This window comes from Aegicerativicinus sediminis (assembly GCF_015476115.1).
In the GTDB taxonomy this organism is placed as follows: domain Bacteria; phylum Bacteroidota; class Bacteroidia; order Flavobacteriales; family Flavobacteriaceae; genus Aegicerativicinus; species Aegicerativicinus sediminis.
Window position 1 is genome coordinate 1877330 of sequence record NZ_CP064295.1, and the last position, 26888, is coordinate 1904217.

Here is a 26888-nt window from a genome sequence, read left to right on the forward strand (position 1 = left end):
GGTTAGTTTCTTATGTTAAATATAGCTTTTAATTTTTATATCAGCTGATTTTCAAACCATTTGTAGACAAGTCACCATCAGGATTTACAAAGACCAAATCGCCATTGGCAGTTTCGGTCATTAAAATCATGCCTTGACTTTCAACACCTCGAAGTGCCCTAGGCGCCAAATTAACCAAAACCGTAACTTTTTTACCAATAATGTCTTCTGGTTTGTAATGCTCTGCGATTCCGGAAACTATTGTTCTGGTATCAATACCTGTATCTACTTTGAGGACTAACAATTTTTTAGCCTTAGGTATCTTTTCAGCTTCAACAATGGTGCCAACCCTCATGTCTAACTTTGCAAAATCCTCATATTGAATCAACTCTTTTTGAGGTTCAACATTTGAAGAGATATTTTCATTTGCTAATTTGGTAGCTTCCAATTTTTTAAGTTGTTTTTCAATGGTAGAATCCTCAATTTTTGAAAACAGCAGCTCGCCTTTTCCTATGTTATGGCCTGAGGCTAAAAGGTTGTTATTGGAACTTACCGTATCCCAACTAAGATTTAAGTCTTTTAGGTTTAAAAGTCCATGAAGTTTACAACTTGTAAAAGGCAAAAACGGTTCCGATAAAATTGCTAATCCTGCCGCAATCTGCAGAGCAATATTCATAACTGTTTCTACTCTTTTTGGATCTTCCTTGATTACTTTCCAAGGCTCTTCATCGGCCAAATATTTATTGCCCAATCTGGCCAAGTTCATTAATTCTTGACTTGCTTCCCTAAATCTATAGCGCTCAACTGTATTTCCTATAACACTCGGGTAAGCGTTTAAGGCCAACAAGGTTTCTTCATCAATCGTTGTTAACTCATGTCTTCCAGGTATAATACCGTCATAATACTTATTGGTTAGTACTACCACTCGGTTAATGAAATTCCCTAAAATGGCTACCAATTCATTGTTGTTGCGGGCTTGAAAGTCATTCCAAGTAAAGTCATTGTCTTTTGTTTCTGGAGCATTGGCAGTTAGGGTATATCTTAATACATCTTGTTGCCCAGGAAATTCTTCTAAATATTCATGTAGCCAAACGGCCCAGTTTTTTGATGTAGATAGTTTGTTCCCTTCTAAGTTTAGAAATTCGTTGGCCGGAACATTGTCAGGAAGTATATAACTTCCTTCAGCTTTCAACATAGCAGGAAATATGATGCAGTGGAATACAATGTTGTCTTTCCCAATGAAATGAACCAATTTTGTTGATTCGTCTTTCCAGTAAGGCTCCCAATCTATACCCTCTTTTTCTGCCCATTCTTTGGTTGAACTTATATAACCAATAGGAGCATCGAACCATACATACAAAACTTTACCTTCTGCACCTGGAAGAGGAACTGGGATACCCCAATCTAAATCGCGGGTAACGGCTCTTGGCCTTAACCCATCATCTACCCAAGATTTTACCTGACCATATACGTTTGGTTTCCAATCATTTTTATGTCCTTCCAAAATCCACTCTTTTAGGAAGGAGTCATATTGGTCTAAGGGTAAAAACCAATGCTTGGTTTCTTTTAAAGTAGGTGTGTTTCCAGTAATTGCAGATTTAGGATTTATTAAATCTGTGGCATTATGGCTAGTGCCACAGCTTTCGCATTGGTCGCCATAACTATCAGGATTTCCACATTTAGGGCACGTGCCAATTACAAAGCGGTCGGCTAAAAACTGACTAGCTTCCTCATCATATAATTGTTCCGTACTTTGTTCAACAAACTTGCCTTTGTCATAAAGGGTCTTGAAAAATTCGGATGCCGTTTTATGATGGATAGGGGCGGATGTCCTTGAATAATTATTGAAGGAGATTCCAAAATCTTCAAACGATTTTTTAATAATGGCATGGTATTTATCTACTATTGCCTGTGGGGTTACTCCCTCCTTACGTGCTTTTATAGTTATTGGGACCCCATGCTCATCGCTGCCACAAATAAATGCAACATCCTTTCCAATTGCCCGTAAATAACGTGCATAGATATCTGCAGGCACATAGACACCGGCCAAATGACCTATATGTATGGGTCCGTTTGTGTATGGCAATGCAGCGGTGATAGTATATCGTTGAAAATCTTTCATTATTCAGGCTTCCTTTAAGAGCCACAAAAGTACGCAAAACACTAGCTTTCCTGAAAAAAAATGTACATTTACAAAAACCCAATTCATGTTATTCATTTCCAGAAAAAACCTTCTTTTACTTCATTTATTTATAGCCGCCATATCGTGTTTGCCAGCGCAACCTAATGTATCGGCAAGTATCGAAAAAATACCCGCTTCATTAATAAGCCCACCTTATCTTAAGCCAGGGGATACTGTTGCTATAGTTTCTCCTTCTGGGGTTTTAAAGAATCGAGAGGAACATATTGCAAGAGGAATTGCCTTAATGGAAAGTTGGGGTCTTAATGTTGTACTAGGAAAGAATTTATATAAAACCGATAATCATTTTGCGGGAACGGATGAGGAGCGTGCAGCGGATATGCAGTGGGCCTTAGACAACCCATCAATAAAAGCTATTTGGAGTTCCAGAGGAGGTTATGGTACGGTTAGAATATTAGATAAACTAGATTATACGGAGTTCAAAAAACATCCCAAATGGGTGATAGGGTATTCTGATATTACTGCCTTGCATTTAGATATTCATAATCTTGGATATCAAACAATACATGCAATGATGGGTACTAGTTTAGGGGAGGATCAAGAAGACATGGAGGAAACCATTTCAACTTTCAAAAAGACCCTTCTTGGCGAAAAATTAGAGTATCATTTAGACGGTTCAGATTATAACCGTACTGGTATGTCGGAGGGAGAATTGATAGGTGGTAATTTAACGCTTCTGCATACCATGTTAGGGTCACGTAGTAGTATTAATGCCGATGATAAAATTCTGTTTATTGAAGATGTTGGGGAATACAAATATCATATAGATCGCATGTTGCAAAGCTTGAAACGTGCTGGTTATTTTGATCATTGCAAAGGTGTTATCGTTGGCGACTTTTCCAATATGCGAAAAAACACAACTGAATGGGGCAGTTCAATAGAGCAATTAATCTTGGATGCACTCAAAGATTATGATTTTCCAATTGCATTTAATATGCCGTCTGGGCACGAGGATGATAACCGTGCTTTATATTTTGGTCGCCTCATAAAACTGAAGGTAACTAAAGACGAAACAGTTATAGAATTTGCTAAAAGATAATGCCTAAATAAATTAGAGGGTCTCCTTCAACCACTTAAAAAATTCGTGTTGCCAAACCAAAGAATTTTGTGGGCTTGTCACCCAATGATTTTCTTCTGGAAGATAAAGCAACTTACTTTTTATTCCTCTTAATTGCGCCGCTTGAAACGCCTCTAAACCTTGCTCAATCGACACTCTGTAATCTTTTCCTCCTTGGATAATAAATATTGGAGTATCCCAGTTGTTTACAAGGTTGATTGGGTTGAATTCATTATAAGACTTTTGTGCTGCAACATTTGTTTTATCCCAATAATTTCCGCCGAAATCATGATTTACAAAAAATAATTCCTCAGTAGTTCCATACATGCTTTGCATGTTGAATATACCATCGTGTGCAATAAAAGTTTTAAAACGATTATTGTGAATTCCTGCTAAATAGAAAACAGAATAACCACCATAGCTTGCTCCAACAGCTCCAAGTCGTGTTTTGTCAACATAAGGCTCTTTGGCCACATCATCTATGGCAGAAAGATAATCCCTTATGTTTTGTCCTCCCCAATCTTTGCTTATTTGCTCATTCCATTCTACTCCATGACCGGGCATTCCTCTCCGGTTTGGAGCCACCACTATATAACCTTGGGATGCCATTAATTGAAAATTCCACCTGTAAGAATAAAATTGTGAAAGTGCCGATTGTGGACCACCTTGGCAATACAATAGGGTCGGATATTTCTTGGAAGAGTCAAAATTTGGGGGCAATATAACCCATACCAACATTTGTTTTCCATCCGTGGTTGCCACCATACGTTTTTCCACCTTTGGTAAGTCTACACTGTCATATAAATCCTTATTTACATTGGTTAACTGAGTAAACTTTTTAGTTTTTAAGTCGAAAGAATAAAGGTCATTCGCATGGTTCATATCAGATCTAGTGACTAACAATTTAGATCCTACTTCGGCTATGATGCTATTAACATCAAACCAACCTTCAGATAGTTGTGAAACAACGGCTGCAATTCGCTTTTTCCCAGGATAATTTACCTCAAACAATTGCTTCGTTCCGCCAACGGGAGCAACGAAATATAGGGATTGACCATTTTTATTCCATTTAAAACTATTTACTGTTCCATCCCAATTTGCTGTGAGGTTTTGCTTTACCCCATTTTCCAATACCACAAGGTCATTTTTATCCGCCTCGTAACCATCCTTTTCCATTTGTAACCAAGCCAAAGCACCCTGACTGGAAATCTCAGGATTGGTATCGTATCCCTTATTTGCCTCCGTTACATTGGTTGTGGTCTTAGTAGCTAGATCATATTGGTAGATATCCGTATTTGTGCTTTTTGCATAGTCTGTGCCTCTTAATTTTTTACTGACATAGTAAATACTATTGCCGTCAGCAGACCATATATAGTCTTCGTCTCCACCGAAAGGACGTTGAGGTGTATAATAAGGTTCGTTAGGCATTAAATCGATTCCCTCATCATCTTCACTGTCTGCATTTTTATAGAAAACATGGTCATATTGTCCGTCATTCCAACTATCCCAATGGCGGTTATCTAATTCGGTAAAGATGTAGGCATCAGATTTTGAAAGTTCAGGATACACATTGGTGCTACGAGTATTTTCCAATAACACTGCTTTGTGAAATAATATTTTGCTGCCATCTGGAGAAATATTCTTATCTACCGTCTTAACATCCTCTTTGTTAATTTCAATTGCATTTCCGCCATCGACAGGCAGTTTGAAAAATTTAGAATCGAAATTATTTTCTTCAACATTTGGTATGCTAATTCTGTAAAATATGGTTGAATTGTCTTCAGACAAGCCAAGAACGCTTAACCGTTTCACCTGCCATAGCTTTTCAGGTGTCATTACATTCTGTGATGAAGAGAAGAAATTAATCGCAAAAATTAAGACCGTAAATAGAAATATCTTTTTCATTTTATAAATTCAAGAAATTATTCAAAGATACCACTAGAAGGAATCATTATTTAGTATTCAGCTCAATATTTTGTAAAATTATACAATGGCCAATCATAACGAATTAGGGAAAAAGGGCGAACAGATGGCAGTGGACTTTCTAATTGCTAATGGATTTCAAATAATTGAACGTAATTATAGATTCGACAAAGCAGAGTTGGACATTATTGCAAAAAAGGGAAATACCTTGGCGGCAGTTGAAGTAAAAACGAGATCTTCAAAAGATTTTGGTAACCCACAAGATTTTTTGAAGCCTAAACAAATTCAAAGATTAGTAAAAGCAATTAATGAGTATGTTGTTGAAAATGAGCTTAATGTTGAGGTAAGATTTGATATAATTGCCATATCTAAAGACGTCCATGGTTTTAATATTGAACATATTCCTAATGCATTCTATCATTTTTAGAGCCATTCATCGATATTAATAAGAATTTTCTTAAAATTTTACCCGACTCATCGAAAAAATATGTTTCCGGGGCCTCAAAGTGGTATCTTTATTTCACCAAATCCCAAATCTTAATACCATGAGAAAAACTACTTTTAGGTTAGGAATTTTTTTATCAGTTTTATTTATAAGCTGTTCCACCGAACCTTACGATGCACAATTAGAACAGGCTTTATCTTCTAACAATGATGCCTTCATTTCTGCAAATATGGCAATGTCCATTGCAGAGCTAACTGAAGAAGATGCTTGTTTTACTACAGAATTAATTGCTGGGCAGCATTATACGGCTGGCGATATTACCATTTATGTTGAAGATGGAAACTTAATTATAGTCTATTCAACCAATGAAGATTGGACGCTTGGAACAACGCACTTGCAGGTGGGGAACTGCGAGGGATCATGGGTGCCGTTAACTAAAGCTGGAAATCCGAAAGTTGGAAGATTCGATTATAAGGAGCCTTACTCCGCCGATGAGCATGAAGTTATTTATGTTATTCCTTTAGAAGATATCGATTCTGACGGTGAATTTTGCTTTGCAGCCCATGCCGAAGTTCAGGGGCCTACTGGAGGTGAAACCGCCTGGGGAAAAGGAGATGAATTTGAAGGAAGAAGCTGGGCGATGTATTTTAAAACCGACCTTACAGAATGTATAGAGAACGACGATCCTTCAGACAATCCCGATGATGATTCGGGTGATGGAGATGATGGGTCTGGTGGTCCTATATAAATTGTGTTTGTTAAATAGTAAGATGGGCTTCGGCCCATCTTTAATTTTTATAAAAATTCATTTCATCTATATATCGCCAAACAGATTCGGGCAACATAGGACGTATATTTTTGCCTTCCTTAATTGCCTTTCTTATAAAGGTTGAAGATAATTCAATAATTGGAGCATCAATGGCATGAACCTTTTCATTAGAAATTAAATCATTCTCTATAGGCATTTCATTTACTCTTGGATAAACATAAAGATCATGAGTTTCTAAAATAAGATCGTAATTTTTCCATTTGTGGAAACCCTTTAAGTTGTCCTCTCCCATTATTAAACAAAAGTTATAATAAGGGAATTTCTCCTTAAGGTAAGTTAGCGTATTGATGGTGTAATTTGGTTCAGGTAAATTAAATTCTATATCACTTGGGCGCAACTTCGGGTAAGGTTCTGTAGCTTGGTATACCATTTCAAGACGATGGTAATTATCCAATAATGATGACTTTTTCTTAAACGGACTTAACGGGGTAACCACCAACCAAACTTGGTCTAGATCACTAAATTCAGCCATATAATTAGCAATAATCAAATGACCAACATGAATTGGATTAAATGTTCCAAAAAAGAGTCCGACTTTCACTTTAATTGTATTAACAGTCCTTTTCGTTCTTGACGGATGTTCCTAAAAAGTCTTTTACTAACTTGTATGCTTCTTTTAGAGCGGTTTCTAAATCGTTGTTTTCAATTATAAAATCGAACTGGGGCGCAGTAGCTAACTCTATTGATGCTTTGGCAACACGCATATTTATCTTGTCCTCACTTTCAGTTTTGCGTTTTTTCAATCGAATTTTCAATTCCTCAATACTGGGCGGTTTCACAAACACAGCCAAAGTTCGATCTGGATAAATGTGTTTGATATCAAGGCCTCCTACGACATCAATATCAAAGATTACATGCCTGCCTTTCGACCAAATGCGTTCTACTTCCTTTTTAAGGGTGCCATAAAAGTTATCTCTATAGACTTCTTCCCACTCCAGAAATTCTTCATTCTTAATTTTTTGTTTGAATTCCTTGATGTCTAAGAAATAATAGTCTTTACCATCCACCTCATCTGGTCTTTTCTGGCGAGAAGTTGCGGAAATTGAAAATTCAAGATTTAAATCTTTTTGGGAAAGCAGGTGGCGAACAATGGTTGTTTTGCCCGATCCTGAAGGTGCAGAAAAGACGATTAATTTGCCTTCAATCATTAAAGTACGTTTAAAAGTTGTTCCTTAATTTTTTCAAGTTCATCTTTCATTTGTACAACCAATTTCTGCATTGGGGCATGATTAGATTTTGAACCGATGGTGTTGATTTCCCTACCCATTTCTTGGCCGATAAACCCAAGTTTTTTACCATTGGAATCAGCTGATTTTAAAGCTGAAAGAAAGTAGTTTAAATGGTTTTCTAAACGGACAATTTCTTCAGTGATATCGTATTTTTCAATGTAATAAATCAGTTCTTGCTCAAAACGGTTTTCATCCACCTTTTCTTTAAGATCAGCAACACCCTTTTCTAAACGAGACCTTACTATTTGAACCCGTTCGGGGTCCATGACTTTTATTTTTTCTAGGATATCTTTAATAGTTTCAACCCTGTTTTTAAAATCAGCTTCCAAAACTTTGCCTTCATCTAATCGGTATTTTTGGATGGCCTCTAGAGTTTTTGCTATTTCATTTGAAAGCATTTTCCATTCTTCCTCATCTATTTCGTCCCTCTCTGTAGTAACTGCATCAGGCAATCGAATAGCCATTTTTAACAGTTCAATTTCATCTCCATCCACAACCTTTTTAAGCTGTTTAATGTATTCCTTAACCACAACAGCATTTATAGTTGATGAAGTATCCTCCCCGGTTATCTCGGTATAGATAAAAAGATCCACCTTGCCGCGTTCGAGCTTGTCGGCTAACATTTTGCGGATTTCTAATTCTTTTTGTCTGAACTGTGGGGCAATCCTAGAATTTATATCAAGGTTTTTACTGTTCAAAGATTTTATTTCTATGGAAATCTTTTTTGTGGGCAGTTGTAAGATAGTTTTACCGTAACCCGTCATTGATGCAATCATACAGCGTTGTTGGAATGAAGCGCAAAGGTAAGTAAATATTCACTAAGCCCGATTGATGCTAGTATCGGATTCTTTTATCTTTGAAATTCTGAAAAGGTTTTAATTATGTTTTTGAAAGATTTTGAAGTTAGGTGGAATGATCTCGATGCCAACGCTCACCTAGGCAATGTTTCCTATGTTAATTTTATGAGTCATACGCGTATGGCGTGGTTTAAAAAATATGGGTTGACGTTGGATGGCATGATAAAAAATAAATTGGGACCTATTATATTTTTTGAACATATTTATTATTTCAGGGAGATTTTAATGGATAACCCAATTAAGGTGTCTGGGGAACTAAGGGGCTTGAGTGAGGATGGAATGTTGTTTTCGTTCGACCATAATTTTTATCATGCTGAAACAGGTAAAAATTTGGCACATGGAGAGATGATGGGAGGTTGGATAGACCCTGAACTTCGAAAATTAAAACCATTGCCCGAGCCCTTCTTGGAAGAAATTTTGAACGCGGAAAGGTCAAAAGATTTCAAGCAACTTACTTTAAAGGATACTCGAAGATTTGGGGTCCACCCCTCAGATTTGCATACTTAATGTGGTGGTTTACTTACCAAGAAAACACCTAAAAATATTAGCATTGTTGCTAGAACCTTAATAACATCTAAAGTGTCGCTGCCCATGGCAATGGCAAATGCACCGGCAATTACTGGTTGGGTGTAGACAAAAATACTTACCGTAGATGCTCTTAATTTAGTTAGGGCCAAAGGGTTTAGAAGGTAGGTAAGAAAGGTGGTCCCCACAATTACGAATCCAACTGCAAACCAAATATATCCATTGAAGGATCCCCAATTTACATCGGTCAATTCGCTATATCCAAAGGGTACAACCATAAAAGATCCCATTAAAAATAACCATTTTATGAAGGTATAAGGATGGTATCTATTTATTAATTTTTTAATGATAATTAAATAATAACTATAAGAAGCCGCATTTATAAATATTAAGAAGTTTCCGAGAGGAATATTATCCCCAGCTTGGGAAGGTTTGCCATAAATAGAGAGGATTAAAGCCCCGATAAAGCCCAAGACAACACCAGCTACACGAACCTTCGTTAATCGCTCATTTAGCATAAATGCTGATAGTACAAGTACAACTATAGGTACAATGGTCATTATTACAGATCCATGTATAGGAGTAGTATACTGCAGCCCTTTAAAAAAGCAAAGCATGTTAATTGCAACTCCAAAAATCGCGGCCCACAACACTATTTTAAAATCCTTTGGAGCCAACTTTTCGGAGGGCCTTATAAGCTCTAGTATCCAAAAGAGAATGCATGCACCAACGGCTCGCAAAATAATAAAGCCAAAAGGCCCAATATACCCTTGATCGATTACGTCATTAGCGAAGGTATAATTGAGTCCGTAAATGATTTGGACAATAATTGCGGCAATTATGGCCCCAGTTCTACTCATGCAGAGCTTTTTTGGCTTCGGCTACAACCTCCTTTTGGTTACCAATGAAAATCTTGTCATCCAATACCAAAACAGGACGTTTCAAAACTGTGTAATGGTCTAGAAGATAATATTTGTAGTCAGTTTCAGTTAGATTTTTTTCCTTTAGATTCAAGGTCTTGTAGAGTGTAGACCTGCGACTAAATAGTGCTTCATAGCTTCCCGAAAGAGATTTTAATTCTTCAATTTGATTTTCAGTTAATGGTTCTGATTTAATGTTTTGAAGAGAAACACTTTCTGGTGCATTCCACTCTTTTAAAATCCTAATGCAAGTACTACAGCTTTTTAAATAAAAAATCTTTCTCATAATTTCCTTGTGAACTGCAAAGAAAAGGCATTATCTAGGGAAATTGCCTACATTTAAAAAAAATTATAAATGGATTTTATTTTTGATGTTTGCTATAAAAACCGTGCTCTTTTGGAACGGTTTTTAAATGATTTATCAATAACCCAACTCAACCAAATACCTGAGGGATTTAATAACAACATCATTTGGAATGTTGCACACGTTATTGCAACCCAACAAATATTGGTTTATGAGAAATCGCAACTATCAACCACCATACCCAATGAGATAATTCTAAATTTTAAGAAAGGTACCAAGCCAAAAGAATTCATAGATTCAAATAAAATTGAAGAGATTAAATCAATGCTATTTATGCCAATAGATCAAACAATCAATGATTTGAAAAATGGAAAATTCAAATTATATGATTCCTATACAGTATCAACAGGAAGCACTTTAACAAATGTGAAAGATGCACTTCAGTTCAATAATTTTCATGAGGGCATCCATTTAGGTTCTATTCTAGCAATCCGCAAACTAGTGTAATATGGATTATTTTGGTATCATTTCGGTTTTAATAGTGTTGTCAGCCATTTTTGGATATGTTAACGCCAAGTTTTTAAAACTCCCAACGACAATAGGTTTAATGCTGATAACCATCGTTTTTACGTTATTGATTGTCATTTTATCCATATTTGATGATTCGTTATTACTGCGTGAGAAGGAGCTCATTTCGGGTATAGATTTTAAAACAGTTTTATTGGATATTATGTTAAGTTTCTTGCTGTTTGCAGGTGCGCTACATACAAATTTCGATCAACTTCGTGTACAGCGATGGCCTGTACTGGTATTCGCCACGCTCGGAGTTTTGATTTCAACATTCTTAGTTGGGATTTTCACCTATTATCTGCTAATGATTCTTGGTATGGAGGTAGCGTTTATTTACTGCCTGCTGTTCGGGGCTTTAATTTCACCAACAGATCCGATATCTGTATTAGGTATACTTAAGAAAGCCAATGCTCCTAAGAAATTAGAAACAAAAATTGTTGGTGAGTCTCTATTTAATGATGGGGTAGGAGTGGTTGTTTTCCTTACCATTTTTTCAGTTGCAAGTTCTGCCGCTGGATCAGCAGATGGAGGGGTTGAAGTTTCAGATATTGCACTACTTTTTGTGCAGGAAGTTTTTGGGGGCTTGATCCTTGGATTAATATTGGGCTACATTACTTATTTCCTTATGAAGTCTATTGATGATTATGAGGTTGAGGTAATTATAACCATCGCTACCGTTATGGGTGGTACGCTTTTAGCTCATGAACTGCATTTATCAGCCCCTCTCGCAATGGTGGCGGCTGGTCTTATGGTTGGGCACGACACGGTTAGGGAATCTGCTATGTCTGAAATGGTGGAAACCTATGTAGACAAATTTTGGGAGCTTATAGACGTACTGTTAAACACCCTGCTATTTGTTCTTATAGGTATGGAAATGCTAATCCTCACTTTTGATTTCAATTATATATTGGCAGGATTAATTAGTGTCCCGTTAACATTGGCTGCTCGATTTTTGTCCCTATGGATGCCTATTAAATTCTTTGCAAAGCGACTAAATTTTGTACCAAAAACTAACCTTATAATGACCTGGGGAGGATTGCGAGGAGGTATTTCCATAGCCTTGGCATTAAGCCTATCTAATGAAATGCACAGAGATTTGTTTTTAGTAATTACCTATATAATTGTGGTATTTTCAATAATTGGGCAAGGTTTGACAGTTGGGCCAATCGTAAAAAAGTTAACGCAGAATTATGTTGACGAGGATGAACCAAATGGTTTGTCTCATCATTGAACATTCAAATACTCTGATATTTCATTAAAAGGAATTTCAAATTCAGTAATGCCCAAATGGTAGGCTGAGGCTTCATAGGTATTGTAAAGAAATATAACACCTTCATCCGAATACCCGATATTTTCAGGAAGATGAAAATCCTCGCCAAAAAAATAATCTTTCAAATCACTTTTAATGGTTTTTTTCTGGATCGCATCTAAAAAGTACTGTTTTACAATCTTTTCTAAGCCATCATTTGCTATTAACAAATCTTCTTTTTGGTAAACAGATCCGTCTATAGGATTAAAATTCAATATATTAATAACGGTATTGCCGTGGGCACCACCAGTATCGACATAGGAATTTATTCCAATACTTAATACCTCTGGAGATCGATAGGTTTCTTCGGCATCAATAAAAGCCTCCCACCTTTGGTTAGTGTCATTGAAGTCTTTTTTAAATTGATCAAAGCTCATTTTAAACAATTTTGCAGCTTCTTCTACGGAAACATTTTTCAAAGTATCCATCGGATTCATGGAATTAGCAATAACATTTTGCAATTCAGAATTTATGGCATTTGCTCGGTCGGAATCTCCTATGTAAAAAGGATAGTTTACTTCAATGGTGACACTTTCATTTATTTCTACAGATTTCTCTTCAAATTGCAGTGGTTCCTCAGGTTCGCTACAACCAAAACCTAGGGTTAGAAGAAGCAAAAATTTTACAAACTTTTTCATTTAAGGAGGTACTTTGAATTGATATATAAAGGTACGGTTTGTTCTTTTGAAAAGAATGAAATTAAGTACTAGTTTTGTAGAAATTCAATTGCGTTTTACAAAACATTCTTTATGAAATTTAATACCAAAACAATACACGGCGGGCAAGGACATGATAAAGCTTATGGTGCGGTTATGCCTCCAATTTATCAGACCTCCACTTATGCGCAATCAACTCCCGGAGGACATAAAGGTTTTGAATATTCTAGAACGCATAATCCCACGCGCCAAGCTTTGGAGAAATCTTTCGCCAGTATTGAAAATGGAAACTATGGGTTGGCTTTTGCCTCTGGCTTGGCTGCTATTGATGCCGTTTTGAAACTGCTTAACCCAGGTGATGAAGTTATTTCCACAAATGATTTATACGGAGGCAGCTACCGATTGTTTACTAAGGTTTATGAAAAATTTGGAATAAAATTTCATTTCATAGGCATGGAGAATGCAGGAAATATTGAACAGTATATTACTGCTAAGACCAAGTTGATATGGGTTGAAACTCCGACTAACCCAATGATGAATATTATCGATATCAAAGCATGTAGTGATATTGCCAAGAAGCATTCTGTTTTGTTGGCAGTCGATAATACATTTGCTACGCCATACCTTCAACAGCCGTTAGATTTAGGTGCAGATATTGTTATGCATTCAGCAACTAAATATTTAGGTGGGCATAGTGATGTTATAATGGGAGCTTTAGTTGTGAATGATAAAGACTTAGCGGAACGTTTGTCTTTTATACAAAACGCTAGTGGAGCCGTGCCGGGACCGCAAGATAGCTTTTTGGTATTGCGGGGTATTAAAACATTGCATGTTAGGATGCAACGTCATTGCGAGAATGGAGAAGTTATTGCCAATTATTTAAACGGCCATCCAAAAATTGAAAAAGTTTATTGGCCAGGTTTTACCTCCCATCCAAATCACAATATAGCCAAAACCCAGATGAAGGATTTTGGAGGAATGGTTTCCTTTGTAACCAAGGGAAATAATTACGATGAAGCCATTAAAATTGTAGAAAAATTAAAAGTGTTTACCCTAGCAGAATCTCTTGGAGGCGTTGAATCTTTGGCTGGTCATCCCGCTAGTATGACACATGCAAGTATACCAAAAGAGGAACGGGAGAAAACTGGCGTAGTGGATTCTCTTATTCGTTTAAGTGTAGGTATTGAAGATGTGGATGATTTAATTTCAGACTTAAAACAGGCAATCGGTTAATCGAGATAGTAGATGTAACCAAAATTAAGCCAGATCAGCCAATCATTAAATTTATTATAACTCAGTTTGTGGTTGAAACCATCGATCCAATCACTAAAATAATATTGCCATCTTAGGTCGAGCATAAGGTCAGAAAGCACTGTTAGTTTATATCTTACACCAACACTGGCAACAACTGACCATGCATTCTGGGATCCCAAACGTATTGGGTATTCATCACCTGGATCCCACCAATGAGAATATATATTATCTGGATTATAGATATCTAAATCACCATAATCTGTCCAGCCTTGAGGACTACTATTGGTATAATGTGCACCCAAACTAACAAATGGAGCAAATTTGTACATCATCGCCTGAAAGGCTCTAATACTTCTGGGGAAATATTCTAATTGCATACCAACATCGAAATTCTCGGCAACACCGTGATGATCCCTCAATTTTTGTGCATTTGGGCCGGTTCGGCTTGGACTAACAAATTTGCCGATGTGATCGAGTGGTGTGTAATTCCATGAAATTTCAGACCTTACCTTAAAATGGTCGTTCCAGTAGGTGTCTGTAGAGTAACAATTACAATCCGCGCGATAGGCAAAATTTATATAGTGTATAATGCCAATACCTATACCTGAGTTGCCCAAGTTGGTAGGTTCGTTATTGCGTTGACCAAAATCTGAACGAAATTCTACTGGACCAATAATTGCTCCAATTTCATGTGAAAACCCTAATTGAGAGTACCCTCTTGAAAAAACAGAAACGGCAATAATAAGCAGGGCTAATGGTTTCAGTTTAAACCGCATAAGGCGTCATTTAGTTGAGGGCTGTTATCAACAAATATATAAAAACTACCTCAGTCACCAAATTATTGTAATTCAGTACTTCTTGCCGATTTAACAATCTTCATTTTCGGAATTATCATTTAATTGCTAATGTTTTGTGAATTTGAAAAATTTGTGCGTTATAATTTAAAGATAATGTATCTTTGCACCCTGAATTTTACTTCAGATTATTAAATTATCAGATAATGAAAAAAAGCATTGATGCATTCATGGAACTTGTAAAGGAACGAAATGGCAATGAGCCTGAGTTTTTACAAGCCGTTGAGGAGGTTGCTGAGAACCTTATTCCTTACATTGTTCAGCACGATATCTATTATGGTAAAAACATTCTTTTAAGAATGGTTGAACCGGAACGTGTGATTACTTTTAGAGTTTGTTGGGTGGACGATGAAGGCGAGATACAAGTTAATCGTGGGTATAGAATTCAGATGAATTCTGCAATTGGCCCATATAAGGGGGGATTGAGATTCCACCCTTCTGTAAACATGAGTATTCTTAAATTCTTAGCTTTTGAGCAGGTATTTAAGAACAGTCTTACTACACTGCCAATGGGTGGTGGAAAAGGTGGTAGCGATTTCGATCCGAAAGGTAAGAGTGATAACGAGATTATGCGTTTTTGCCACGCCTTTATGTCTGAATTGTTTAGACACATTGGTCCACAAACTGACGTTCCTGCGGGAGATATAGGTGTTGGTGCTAGGGAAATTGGTTTCCTATTTGGTATGTACAAAAAACTGAGAAATGAGTTTTCTGGAGTATTAACTGGTAAGGGGCTATCTTGGGGTGGATCTTTGATAAGACCTGAAGCCACGGGCTATGGTACGGTGTATTTCGCCCAAAGTATGCTTAACACTAAAGGTGAAGACGTTAAAGGAAAAACTGTTGTTATTTCAGGTTCTGGTAATGTTGCACAATATGCAGCAGAAAAAGTATTGCATTTAGGAGGTAAAGTATTAACCCTTTCAGATTCATCTGGTTACATCTTAGACGAAGATGGCATAAATGAAGAGAAGCTGGCCTTTGTAATGGAACTTAAGAATGTGAAACGTGGCAGAATTAGCGAATACGTTGATAAGTATCCATCTGCAAAATTTGTTAAGGGTAAAACACCATGGGAAGTTGCTTGTGCTATTGCCTTACCATGTGCAACCCAAAATGAATTACACGGTGACGATGCCAAAACCCTACTTAAAAATGGTTGTATTTGTGTGAGTGAAGGAGCCAACATGCCTTCCACCAAGGAAGCCATTGAAGAGTTTCACAAGGCAAAAATTTTGTTTGCCCCTGGTAAAGCATCCAATGCTGGTGGAGTTGCAACTTCAGGTTTAGAAATGACGCAGAATTCTTTGCGTTATAACTGGACTAGGGAAGAAGTAGATAATAAACTAAAAGACATAATGGCTAATATTCATGATGCCTGTACCCAATACGGGAAAGAGGAAGATGGCTATATTAATTATGTTAAAGGTGCTAATATTGCTGGTTTTGTGAAAGTCGCTGATGCAATGCTTGCTCAGGGAATCGTTTAGAAACCAACTTTAAAATTTGAACCCTTCAAGAAATTGAAGGGTTTTTTTATTCAATAATTATTGCCATTTTTTTTCGTTCTTATCAATATATTTGGAAAGTAAAGTCCTGGTATGCTTAGATATTTCTTAGCGATTTTCTTCATTTTTATTTCTTGGTATAATTTTTCCCAGAATTATTCAGATTTGTGGAAAGGTTATTTTTCTTATTATCAGGTTTCTGAGGTAATCAAGGGGGATGATTTGGTTTATGCCGCCGCTGAGAATGCTGTTTTTAGGTATAATACTGTTACCGAGGAAATTCAGACCATTACAACTATTGAAGGTCTATCAGGTATGGATATAACAACGATCCATTACAGTGAGAATTATGATTTACTCATGGTAGGTTATGAAAATGGCCTGATTGAAATTGTTTTTGAAAGTGATGAAGACGTGCTTTCTGTTGTTGATATTGTAGAAAAACTTTCTGTTTCTCCAACTCTTAAATCGATCAATCACTTTTATGAGTATGAAGGTTTGGTCTATATTTCAACAGATTATGGTATTTCAGTTTACGATTTAGAACGACTTGAATTCGGGGATTCGTACTTCATAGGTTTTGGAGGTTCCTATGCCCCAGTGAATGAAACTACAGTCTATAACGATGTAATATATGCCGCTTGTGGTGAAGGAAATGCCATAAAATATGCTCCTGTCACAAATCCAAACTTAATTGATTATAATCAGTGGACCACCATAGGGAGTGGATCTTATACCAATATTCAAAGTAATGCTAGTGGGCTTTATGTGCTAAACAATACGAGTTTATATAGAATTTCAGGCAATAGTTTAGGCTCTATATATTCTATGCCTCAGACTCCTTTAGATTTTAAGTTGGTAGAGAATAATGCAAGTATTACGACCCAAAATTACTCCTTGGTTTTTGATCTTAATTTTAATCAAATTTCGATTGTTGATTCTTTTAATCCCTATAATACCCGATTTACATCTTCAATTGTTTTAGGTGATGATATTTTTGTCGGTACTCTGGGTTATGGAGTCCTTAAGTATGGGATTTCAAACAATAAGGAAGTTTTGGAAATTAGGCCAGATGGACCTTTGAGAAATGATGCTTTTAAAATACAAACCAATCCGAATGAAATTTGGATAACTTATGGAGATTATACTATCTCTTACAACCCCTCGCCAATACGAAGTTATGGTATAAGTCATTTTAAAGATGATACTTGGACCAATATACCATTTGAAGAACTTCTCGGGGCATATAATCTCAACGAGGTAGCAATAAGTCCATTTGTTGCAAATGAAGTTTTTATCAGTTCCTTCCATGGAGGTATTTTAAAGCTTAATGATGAAGAGGCAACAACATTTTATACACCAGATAATAGTGGTCTCGAATCATTGGTTGTGCCATCCGATCCTAATGTGGTAAGTGTTCGAGTTAGTGATTTAGAATTTGATCAGCAAGGACTTCTTTGGTCGATAAGCAGCCGAATTGACAATGCCTTAAAATCTTTTGATACGCAAACGGGGCAATGGCGTTCTTATAGTTTTGAAGACATAATATCCGATCCGCTAAATGGGGAATTAGGATTTAGTGATTTGGTTATAGATCGGTCTCAAACAAAATGGATAGGAGGTTATTTTTCGGGAGTGATTGGAGTAAGGACCGAGTCTGGCGGTTATCAAATTAAGAGGGTAAATTCAGAGTCTTCAAATTTACCTTCAACGGTGGTAAAGGCTTTAGAAATTGATAATAGTGGTCAGCTATGGATAGGTACAACTTTCGGACTCCGTGTTCTATACAATACCAACGGATTTTTTGAAGATCCTAATGTAGAATTTCGTGAAATTGTTTTTGAGGATGATGGTATTGCTAAGGAGCTGTTGGAAGGTCAATATATTACAGACATTAAGGTGGATGGGTCTAATAGTAAGTGGATAGGGACCACCGATTCTGGACTTTTCTATGTTTCGCCAGATGGTCAGAAGACCATTTATCATTTTACTACAACAAATTCACCCTTACCCTCGAATTTCATTACGGATATTAGTTTAGATTCTGCGAATGGTACAGTTGTTATTGCAACCGATAGGGGGATGGTGTCTTTTTTGTCTGGTGGCTCTAATCCAAGTTCTACATTAGAAGAAGCCTTTGTATATCCTAATCCGGTTAGACCTGAATATGATATTTTAGGCAAGGAAGATCTCAATGATATTAATAATGGTATTAAGATTAAGGGTCTCACCGAAAATGTTAACGTAAAAATTACAGATATAGAAGGTAATTTGGTGGCCGAATGCCAATCACGGGTGAATACAAGAACTTCTAGTGCCAACTACAACTTTGCCATTGATGGAGGTACAGCAATTTGGAATGGCAGGAATCTGGCAAACAATATTGTTGCTACAGGTGTTTATCTGATTATGATTTCCGATCTTGACTCTTTTGAAACCAAGGTTCTCAAGCTATTGGTAGTAAGGTAATCCTCAAAAATGTATAATTCTACAAAAGCAATTGTTCTTTCCAAAGTCAAATATGGTGACAATGATCTTATTGTTAAATGTTATACAGAAACAGATGGTTTAGTAAGCTATTTTTTAAGGGGAGTTTTAAACTCTAAAGCTAAAAGGAAACAATTGGCCTATTATCAGCTTTTGGGAATTTTGGAGATTATTGAGTACTCAAAAGCGAATTCTGAACTTAAATTTATTAGAGAGGTAAAGCCCTTAGGGCATTTTCATTCGCTTCATTCTAATGTTATTAAGGGTTCGGTAGTGATGTTTTTGGCAGAAATGCTATCCTCAGTTTTAAGGGAAGAGGAACAGAACAGCCAATTATTCCAATATCTAGAAACCTCTATAAATTGGTTAGAGCAGGAGGACCACTTTTCAAATTTTCATCTTTTATTTCTTTTGAATCTTACCAAGTTTTTAGGGTTTTATCCAGAAACGACAAACATAGGGGACGCCACATCATTTGATTTGGAAACAGGTAGATTTGTTATTAAATCTAATTCAAGGTATGTCATAGAAGGGGAAAATTTTCACATTTTGAAAGCCTTGTTAGGCATAAATTTTGATGTATTAAATGATATTAAAATTAACGCCAACCAAAGACAATCATTCCTGAAAATGCTTTTATTATACTACCAATTACACTTGGGGAATTTCAGAAATCCAAGATCTTTGGAAATTTTCAATCAAGTTTTTCATACTTAATGTTCCAAAAATTATCTCTCCTCTTATTTATATTCTTTAGCTGTATTGTAAACGCACAAGAGGCCTTGGTTTTGGACCATGCAACTAAAGAATCTCTTCCGGGCATTGCTGTATTTAATGCAGAAGGCACAATTATGTTGATGACCGATTTAGATGGGAAAGTGAATATTGACCAATTTGGTAATGATGAGGTTATATATTTCAAGAGTAATCGCTATTACCAAAACTCTTTTAGAAAATCGATTTTAATTCAAAGAGGTAACATTGTTTATTTAGATGCTATTATCGAAGGGCTCCAAGAAGTGGTTGTTTCTGCTTCAAAATTTCAACAAGACAAAAGTGATGTTCCTCAAAAAATTAGTAGCATTAATCAATCTTCAATTAAATTCGCAAATCCACAAACGAGTGCAGATTTGCTTGAGGGTTCTGGAAGCGTGTACGTCCAAAAAAGCCAACTAGGAGGGGGGAGCCCAATGATTCGAGGTTTTTCAACGAATAGATTACTTATGACGGTAGATGGGGTAAGGATGAACAATGCCATTTTTAGAGGAGGTAATATCCAAAATGTTATCTCCATTGATCCATTTTCAATAGAACAAACTGAGGTAGTTTTGGGTGCAGGCTCTGTTGTTTACGGTAGCGATGCCATAGGCGGGGTAATGAGTTTTTATTCATTAAAACCCAGGATTTCTAACAGTGATTCATTGTTAATCGATAGCCATGCAGCATTGAGATATGCCACAGCGAATAGAGAGAAAACAGGAAATTTTTACATTGGTTTTGGGCTAAAAAAGTGGGCTTTTGCCACAAATATTACATTTTCAGATTTTGATGATATGAAAATGGGGAAGCACGGTCCAAAAGAATACCTTCGACCGGAGTATGTACTTCGGGAAAATGGTGAAGACATCATTGTGCCTAATTCAGATCCAAGGGTCCAGAAACCGACTGGTTATGATCAAACCAATCTGATGCAAAAGATAAGGTATGTTCCAAAGGAGAATGTTTTTTTTGATTTAGGCTTATTTTATACCACGACCTCAGATTATTCTAGATATGATAGATTAATAAGATATAGAGGAGAACAGTTGAGATCTGCGGAATGGTATTATGGTCCCCAGAGATGGTTTATGGCCAACCTCCAAATGACAAAGCTAAGTAGCTCCTCAAGCTTTTTTGATAAACTGCAGACAACTCTAGCTTACCAATATTTTCAGGAAAGCAGATATGATAGGGACTTTGGTTCGGAATTAATGAATGAACGTATGGAAGCTGTTGACGCTTTTTCATTTAATATAGATTTTGATAAGTCTTTGACGCCAAGAACAGAATTAAATTATGGTATGGAGTACGTATATAATAAGATTCATTCAGATGGTGCTATTATAAACATTTCGGATAATAGATATGAAAACACTGTGTCCAGATATCCGGATGGCTCGAGTTGGCAGTCTGCCGCTGTTTATGGGACCTTGAAATATAAACCTTCAAGTCATTTTGTTTTTCAGACCGGAGCCCGATATAATTACATCAGTTTAAAATCAGATTTTAGCTATAACAATCAATTCTTGAATTTGCCTTTTGATGAAGCCTCCGTTGATGCAGGTGCACTTACCGGTTCTGCAGGTATTAATTGGTTGCCAGTAGATTTATTGAGTTTTAGATTGAATTTTTCGACTGCCTTTAGAGCTCCTAACATTGATGATATTGGAAAGGTTTTTGATTCTGAACCAGGTTCTGTTGTAGTGCCAAATAAAGATTTAAAACCCGAATACGCTTATGGTGCTGATTTTGGTATGATGTTGAATTTAAACAAACTCACTTTTGATGGTTCCCTGTTTTACACTTACTTAGATAACGCCTTGGTAAGACGAGATTATTCACTTAATGGACAGAACCAAATTGAATATGATGGCGAACTAAGCGATGTACAGGCTGTCCAAAATTCTGCCTATGCAAAAGTTTATGGCGTAGAACTGGGCCTTCAATATCAATTTAATGAAGATTTAAAATTACGATCCCAATACAATATTATAAATGGGCATGAAAACGATGAGGGAGAGGAAGTACCCGTAAGGCATGCCGCTCCAGATTTTGGCAATACGCACTTAATTTGGAAGAAGGAGAAATTAACTTTAGACGCGTTTGCTATTTATAATGCTAAACTAACAAATTCAGAAATGACTCCATCAGAGTTAAGTAAAGATTACATTTATGCAAAGGACCAAAATGGAGACCCCTATGCGCCATCTTGGTTAACCTTGAACCTAAGATCTGAATACCAGCTTTCCGACTCAGCAACCGTAAATGTTAGTTTAGAAAACATTACCAATCAACGATATAAAACCTATTCATCGGGTATTGCTTCAGCAGGGAGAAATTTGGTAATGTCGCTGAGATACGTTTTTTAATAACTCAACAATACCCTTTTTAAAATAGTGGAGCCATTCAATAAGCTTATTTTAAACACATAAATTCCAGTTTCTGTCGAAGTTTTGAGTTGAATTGCATTTTGATTTGCTTTCTTTTCAAGAATTGTTCTGCCCAATAAATCGGTCATTACAATATTGGAAATAGTTTCTTTATCGGTGCCTATTTCAATCCAATTATGGTTTAATTTATGAATGTAAATTGAATTTTCATTGGCTTGCACTTCTTCATTGTTAAGCAAATTGTTTGCGAACACGATTGAAAATCTGTCATTGAAATTCCCTTTTTCAGAAGTAAAGTAATAATCGCTTTGGGTTAAATCGTGGATAATTCCTTTTAAATTATCCTTTAAGATGACGGGATGAGAGGATAAAAAGGTACCCTTAAGTTCAGTTAGAGACAATTTGAAAATTGTAGGATCGGTTATATAGGTTGAAAAGCCAATTGCAATTTCAGAATCTTCGTTTAGGGAATTTAATCCTCTACCTTGTATGGCCAATGGAGTTGTATCCTCTTTTGCGAATGTATAAATATTACCATAAGTTATTTTTTTACGTGGAAAGTCGTAGTAAATAGGATCCAATTTTTCTGTGGCGCCATTTAAGAATGATACTAAAATTTGGCTAAAAACTTTGCTCTCGGTAGTAAGGTCTAATCTTAAAAATTCTTTTTCATCACTTCGCGTTCGGAAGAATTTTGAATTAGCACTTCCCTCAACTGAACGCATTTCATTATTAAATATTACGGTTCCTTGTGCGATATTTCCGTTTAATGAATTAACAAACCCATTATTTGAATAGGTGATGAAAAATCCTTGGCAAGAAGGGATAAACATATCTGGTATAATTCCATCCCCACCAGCCAAAGCTCCAGATCCGTTTATAATAGCATAGTCACTATCGGTAAAATTTAATGCTTGATTGCCATTTGCAGTTGATGAAGGTGCCGTGTTTTGGGACCATAAATAAATGGCACCATCTAGAGTTCCAGAATTGACATCCAAAAATTTAAGGGCATCAACTGCGGAGGGGTATGGATTTCCTATAAAGTTCCAATTATCATCAGCTAATTCGCTATCATTTCTATATACAGGAATATTATAATTGCCATTATTCAAAATTCCATTAAAGGTATATTTCAGTTGAATTGGAAGTGTAGACCCAGGAAGACTTCCAAAAGTTTGAGGATTTTGTGTGGCGGCGTAACCAACGCCTGGTTGCATCACTGTTTCTGCAGAGACTTTAATCCAATCGTTACCATCGTCATCTATACCATCTTGTCCTGGCGAATAGGTATTGTTATTATTAGTTTCGGCTAGAGCGTCAAGATAGTTTTCTCCCTTCAGAATATATCTTCTATTTGGGTTTGCTTCAGCCAAACCTTGACCTACAGTTTCATTAGACATTGGGGAACTCCAATAGGTATATTCGTACCAGTTATTGGCTGGGGCAGTTACCTTTTCAACCGTAATTTTCCCTGTGCCTATTAAATTGGTTGTGGCCTTGCCGTTATTCTGAAGTACGCTTCCCCCTGTTCTAACAATTATTTCACCATAATTGTTGAGGTCTGAGCCATAAATCCAAATATTATTTTCTACTTCAATGTGCTTGGTGTTTTCAATAAAAAGTGAGTTCCCATCCTTTACAACTAATTGACAGGCAGAGAAACTACCTTCTACAGTGCTATTGTAGTCGCTATCTATTATCGCAATTGATTCAAGATTTGGTTGCCCTTTGCTCCAATTTGTTCCATCCCAAATGGTCGCTTTAGAATTTATCCTAACAGCATTGGATATCTTATAGCAAGTCATGTCCTCCTCCATTACCTGTACATAATATTGGTATCCATTTTTTAGGTAGCTGTGACCAATTATTAATTCAGAAGTTTGTTGTCCCGAATAATCTATATCGCTAGAATCAATCGATTCCCAAACCGAGGCGTTGGTAGCCAGAACAAACCATTGATAATTCAATGCATTGCCTCCTGTAAAGCCTTCTTCGGTTTCAACAGATAGGATTTGATTTAGCTCACAACTATTTTCATCTAATGAAGGTTGAGAACTTATTGTTGGAGGAACACCGCTGGAATAATCATGAATTCCGATATTCGAATAATCGTTGTTAGAGCAAGAGGCTGGTTTAGAACCCATCCAATCTATAATTAACCAATCTAATGGATTGAATGAATTCGAAGGCAGTGGATTGGCAGTACTAAATCGCCTAAAATTAAATCCACTGTCCCCACTAATTGTTGTGGGCAAGGAATCCATCCAACTATTATCTCCCTGTACACCAAAGGCATCTATTAATGTTCCAGCATTATAAAGCCCTATAAAATCATGGCCAAAATCGGTTTTATTGATTCCTTCCAAAACTGTGCTCGATTGGTCGGCCAATTCGCCTTTACCACCCAATATCGAATTGCAATTTTTGTTTTGTGCTAGAGGGCTGTCAATGCCAGCGCTCAAAACAAATACATCACCTGGTTGAATAAGGCCATTTAATGGTTGTTCGTCAAAGTTTGAATTTCCATTGAAAAAAATTCTAATACTATAGGTGCTTAAATTAATAGCAAATTCTGTAGGATTGTAAATTTCAATATAGCTTAGCCCGCCATATGTTGCATCGGTAACTTCACTAATAAATAATTCTGAAAGAAAGGTGTTTCCCTCACAACCACTTCTATGTTCCTCTAGCACTTCAAACACAAAACTCGTTACACATCCTTTATTGTCCGTAATTATTAAGGTGCTAGTAACGGCACTATCTGGAATGGCCAGTTCCATTGAAGTGTTGTTAATATAAGTTGGGACGATTTCTATGTTACCTATTTTTGCTGTTGCACCAATTAAATTGGTTCCAACAACATTAACCACCGTTCCAACGGGTCCAGAAGTTGGTGAAATTGTATTACTGGATTCATAACATAATCCTGTTCCACCAACCGTAAATTTGTATGGGTTTTCATCTGAATCGTTATTGGAAATCGAAACTGTAGCTGTCCTTGGGCCAATTGAGGAAGGAGAAAAGGTAATTTCAAAATTTGTGATTTCACCAGGTGCTATTACAGAATCAGGATTTAAGGTAACCGCAAAATCCCCTGAATTCTGCCCAGTTATATTAATGTTGTTTATTGTAAGATCTGCTCCGCCTAAGTTTTGAATTCTGTATGATTTGGTTTGGGATGAGCCAACAAATTGACCAGCAAATAAGGTATTGTCTAATCCGCTTGGAGTTGTATCACCGTTTGGTATATCTGGAAATGCACCCAAATTACCCTCCACATTTATTTCCGGAGTCGTAGGGGCACATTGTGAGGTTAAGGAATTTAACCCAGGAGAGCCACCATAGCGAACCTCTTGCCAGTTGTAAGAGGTTATTGAATTGTTTAGATTTATATCAATAACATGGAGTGAACTACCATTGCCGTCGGCTCCATTTTGAGGATTATAAGTAACCTCATCAACGTTAGTGAGATTGTCGTTGGCAACCAAAGAAATTGTTTTTCCTGTTGAATTTGTAAGTCTATCTGTGCCAGTTGGGTTGCCATAGGTAGGAGTAAACGGACAATCGATATTAAATTCTGTACCTCCTCCGTCGCCAATGTTCAATGTAATGCAACTTTCGTTTGAAATAATGGAATTTGCGGGAAAGGTGAACGTTAATACATTATTGATTTTAACCTGGTAGCCGCTTATGTTAAAATCTAATAAAGTAGGATTGCATATCTCTATCCACTCATCATCGAAAGAACCTGTTGTGTTATACATTAATTCTGTGATGACCAAATTTGCCAAAGGATTGTAAACCCTGCCTTCCAAAGGGACATTTATATTTACTCCATTACTTGATAAACCGATAGTTTCTGTGTAAGTATTTGGTGGAAGTCCCGATTTTAATCGAATATAAATGGTCCTTTTACTAACCTTGTTTGCTATTGGTGAAAAGCTCAGATTCTGAGTAAAATTGGTATTCGGATCTAAAGAAATTTCAAAATTAGTTGGAGCATTTATTACTAAATCTGTTGTTAGTGCAAAACCCTCAATAGTTAAATTTTGAGCATTGGAAGGTCCAGAATTTTCAAAATAAGAAAAGCCTATCAATTGGTTTGGTAAAGCGATAATGGTAGGATTCATTATAGTACAAGCTTGTGGAGCCGTACCCATGCCGGTTAAATTAATAGAAGGAGTACTTGAAATGGTTGTAAACCGTTCGCTTGGATCTAACCACCCATCTGGATCTCCGACGCACAAACCATTTTTTATTGCAATATTTTGATCGGCCGTCTTAACACCTGATCCCTGCCAATAATTTCCGGGATCCATGCCACAGGTCCCGAATTGGTCCTGTAAAACTCCTCCTAAATAAATTTCTATGGCATCATTGCCATTAAAAGTAAAGTTGTAAAAATGGGCACTACTTAAATCAGTCCCATTCGTAGTTGCATAATTGATAACATCGTTAGTGCCAAAAACCATTACTTCATTTTGATAAAGGATACCATTGTCAATTGAAATTATTTGTTGGCAAGGTCCACCATTAAGACCTCGATAAATTTCAAGTTTATTTGTGGGGCTAAAGGCAATATAAGAATTAGACACATTGAAAAGTTCAATACCTTTTGGGGTAGTGCCAGTTTCAGTATCGATATATTGACTAATAATTATTTTTGATTGAGGGAAACCAGATGTTACAGAAATGAGGAACAACAGGAGGCTGAGGGGAAGGAACCTGTTCATATAATGATACGATGCATTTTTAATTATTAACTGCTAATGTAATTATTGTCAGTGATTTATATTAATTTATTTATCAACAAAAATCTTTGTTTCTTTG

General features: G+C 36.5%; 21 protein-coding genes. 11 read left to right on the forward strand and 10 right to left on the reverse strand.

The window, feature by feature from the left end:
- Positions 1-40 precede the first annotated feature (40 nt).
- Positions 41-2104: a methionine--tRNA ligase gene (gene metG / locus ISU00_RS08095; RefSeq protein WP_228853719.1), complete on the reverse strand. Its 2064-nt coding sequence runs from the start codon at positions 2102-2104 to the stop codon at positions 41-43.
- Positions 2105-2186: 82 nt separating this feature from the next.
- Here metG and ISU00_RS08100 point away from each other — a divergent pair, with 82 nt between their 5' ends.
- Positions 2187-3218 (forward strand): S66 peptidase family protein, encoded by a 1032-nt coding sequence (locus ISU00_RS08100; protein WP_228853554.1) that lies wholly within the window; start codon positions 2187-2189, stop codon positions 3216-3218.
- Between the two features lie 12 nt (positions 3219-3230).
- Here ISU00_RS08100 and ISU00_RS08105 read toward each other — a convergent pair whose 3' ends face one another.
- Entirely contained in the window at positions 3231-5141 is a 1911-nt protein-coding gene (locus tag ISU00_RS08105; RefSeq protein WP_228853555.1) for an alpha/beta hydrolase family protein, read from the reverse strand.
- Positions 5142-5226: 85 nt separating this feature from the next.
- On the opposite strand from ISU00_RS08105, the gene ISU00_RS08110 reads away from it, so the two are divergent.
- Together ISU00_RS08110 and ISU00_RS08115 are read left to right on the forward strand one after the other, a co-directional pair.
- The gene (locus ISU00_RS08110; RefSeq protein WP_228853556.1) at positions 5227-5586 is read left to right on the forward strand and encodes a YraN family protein; all 360 of its coding nucleotides are present in this window, start codon (positions 5227-5229) and stop codon (positions 5584-5586) included.
- Positions 5587-5704: 118 nt separating this feature from the next.
- Positions 5705-6352 (forward strand): hypothetical protein, encoded by a 648-nt coding sequence (locus ISU00_RS08115; RefSeq protein WP_228853557.1) that lies wholly within the window; start codon positions 5705-5707, stop codon positions 6350-6352.
- 40 nt (positions 6353-6392) lie between these two features.
- Here the strand turns inward: ISU00_RS08115 and nadD are convergent, their stop codons facing one another.
- Genes nadD through ISU00_RS08130 form a run of 3 tightly spaced genes read right to left on the reverse strand, consistent with a single transcriptional unit; the run spans position 6393 to position 8438 of the window.
- Positions 6393-6974, reverse strand: a complete 582-nt coding sequence (gene nadD / locus ISU00_RS08120) for a nicotinate (nicotinamide) nucleotide adenylyltransferase (protein WP_228853558.1) — start codon at positions 6972-6974, stop codon at positions 6393-6395.
- 10 nt (positions 6975-6984) lie between these two features.
- Positions 6985-7581, reverse strand: coding sequence for a guanylate kinase (gene gmk, locus ISU00_RS08125; protein ID WP_228853559.1), 597 nt, complete (start codon positions 7579-7581; stop codon positions 6985-6987).
- A complete protein-coding gene (locus ISU00_RS08130; protein WP_228853560.1) occupies positions 7581-8438 on the reverse strand; it encodes a YicC/YloC family endoribonuclease in 858 nt (285 codons plus the stop codon). Before ISU00_RS08130 ends, gmk begins: the two co-directional genes overlap by 1 nt.
- A gap of 105 nt (positions 8439-8543) precedes the next feature.
- Between ISU00_RS08130 and ISU00_RS08135 the strand changes: the two genes are divergently transcribed.
- Positions 8544-9026 (forward strand): acyl-CoA thioesterase, encoded by a 483-nt coding sequence (locus ISU00_RS08135; RefSeq protein ID WP_228853561.1) that lies wholly within the window; start codon positions 8544-8546, stop codon positions 9024-9026.
- Here ISU00_RS08135 and ISU00_RS08140 read toward each other — a convergent pair.
- Positions 9023-9904: a DMT family transporter gene (locus ISU00_RS08140; RefSeq protein WP_228853562.1), complete on the reverse strand. Its 882-nt coding sequence runs from the start codon at positions 9902-9904 to the stop codon at positions 9023-9025. The genes ISU00_RS08135 and ISU00_RS08140 overlap by 4 nt on opposite strands.
- The gene (locus tag ISU00_RS08145) at positions 9897-10250 is read right to left on the reverse strand and encodes an arsenate reductase family protein (RefSeq protein WP_228853563.1); all 354 of its coding nucleotides are present in this window, start codon (positions 10248-10250) and stop codon (positions 9897-9899) included. The genes ISU00_RS08140 and ISU00_RS08145 overlap by 8 nt, the downstream gene beginning before the upstream one ends.
- Before the next feature lie 69 nt (positions 10251-10319).
- Here ISU00_RS08145 and ISU00_RS08150 point away from each other — a divergent pair, with 69 nt between their 5' ends.
- Both ISU00_RS08150 and ISU00_RS08155 read left to right on the forward strand, forming a co-directional pair.
- Complete coding sequence (locus tag ISU00_RS08150) at positions 10320-10775, forward strand: DinB family protein (RefSeq protein ID WP_228853564.1); 456 nt, start codon at positions 10320-10322, stop codon at positions 10773-10775.
- 1 nt (position 10776) lies between these two features.
- Positions 10777-12069, forward strand: a complete 1293-nt coding sequence (locus ISU00_RS08155) for a cation:proton antiporter (RefSeq protein WP_228853565.1) — start codon at positions 10777-10779, stop codon at positions 12067-12069.
- Here ISU00_RS08155 and ISU00_RS08160 read toward each other — a convergent pair.
- On the reverse strand, positions 12063-12785 hold the full coding sequence (locus tag ISU00_RS08160; protein ID WP_228853566.1) for a DUF3298 and DUF4163 domain-containing protein: 723 nt from the start codon (positions 12783-12785) through the stop codon (positions 12063-12065). The genes ISU00_RS08155 and ISU00_RS08160 overlap by 7 nt on opposite strands.
- Before the next feature lie 111 nt (positions 12786-12896).
- Between ISU00_RS08160 and ISU00_RS08165 the strand changes: the two genes are divergently transcribed.
- Complete coding sequence (locus ISU00_RS08165) at positions 12897-14036, forward strand: cystathionine gamma-synthase (protein ID WP_228853567.1); 1140 nt, start codon at positions 12897-12899, stop codon at positions 14034-14036.
- Here ISU00_RS08165 and ISU00_RS08170 read toward each other — a convergent pair.
- Positions 14033-14833, reverse strand: a complete 801-nt coding sequence (locus tag ISU00_RS08170) for a THC0290_0291 family protein (protein ID WP_228853568.1) — start codon at positions 14831-14833, stop codon at positions 14033-14035. The genes ISU00_RS08165 and ISU00_RS08170 overlap by 4 nt on opposite strands.
- A 224-nt stretch (positions 14834-15057) precedes the next feature.
- Here ISU00_RS08170 and gdhA point away from each other — a divergent pair, with 224 nt between their 5' ends.
- The 4 genes from gdhA (at position 15058) to ISU00_RS08190 (ending at position 22034) form a co-directional block, all read left to right on the forward strand.
- Positions 15058-16401 (forward strand): NADP-specific glutamate dehydrogenase, encoded by a 1344-nt coding sequence (gene gdhA, locus ISU00_RS08175; RefSeq protein ID WP_228853569.1) that lies wholly within the window; start codon positions 15058-15060, stop codon positions 16399-16401.
- Positions 16402-16512: 111 nt separating this feature from the next.
- Positions 16513-18888, forward strand: a complete 2376-nt coding sequence (gene porZ / locus ISU00_RS08180) for a type IX secretion system anionic LPS delivery protein PorZ (protein ID WP_228853570.1) — start codon at positions 16513-16515, stop codon at positions 18886-18888.
- A gap of 9 nt (positions 18889-18897) precedes the next feature.
- Positions 18898-19623 (forward strand): DNA repair protein RecO, encoded by a 726-nt coding sequence (gene recO / locus ISU00_RS08185; RefSeq protein WP_228853571.1) that lies wholly within the window; start codon positions 18898-18900, stop codon positions 19621-19623.
- Positions 19623-22034: a TonB-dependent receptor plug domain-containing protein gene (locus tag ISU00_RS08190; RefSeq protein WP_228853572.1), complete on the forward strand. Its 2412-nt coding sequence runs from the start codon at positions 19623-19625 to the stop codon at positions 22032-22034. Before recO ends, ISU00_RS08190 begins: the two co-directional genes overlap by 1 nt.
- Here ISU00_RS08190 and ISU00_RS08195 read toward each other — a convergent pair.
- On the reverse strand, positions 22031-26791 hold the full coding sequence (locus ISU00_RS08195; protein ID WP_228853573.1) for a lamin tail domain-containing protein: 4761 nt from the start codon (positions 26789-26791) through the stop codon (positions 22031-22033). The genes ISU00_RS08190 and ISU00_RS08195 overlap by 4 nt on opposite strands.
- Positions 26792-26888 lie beyond the last annotated feature (97 nt).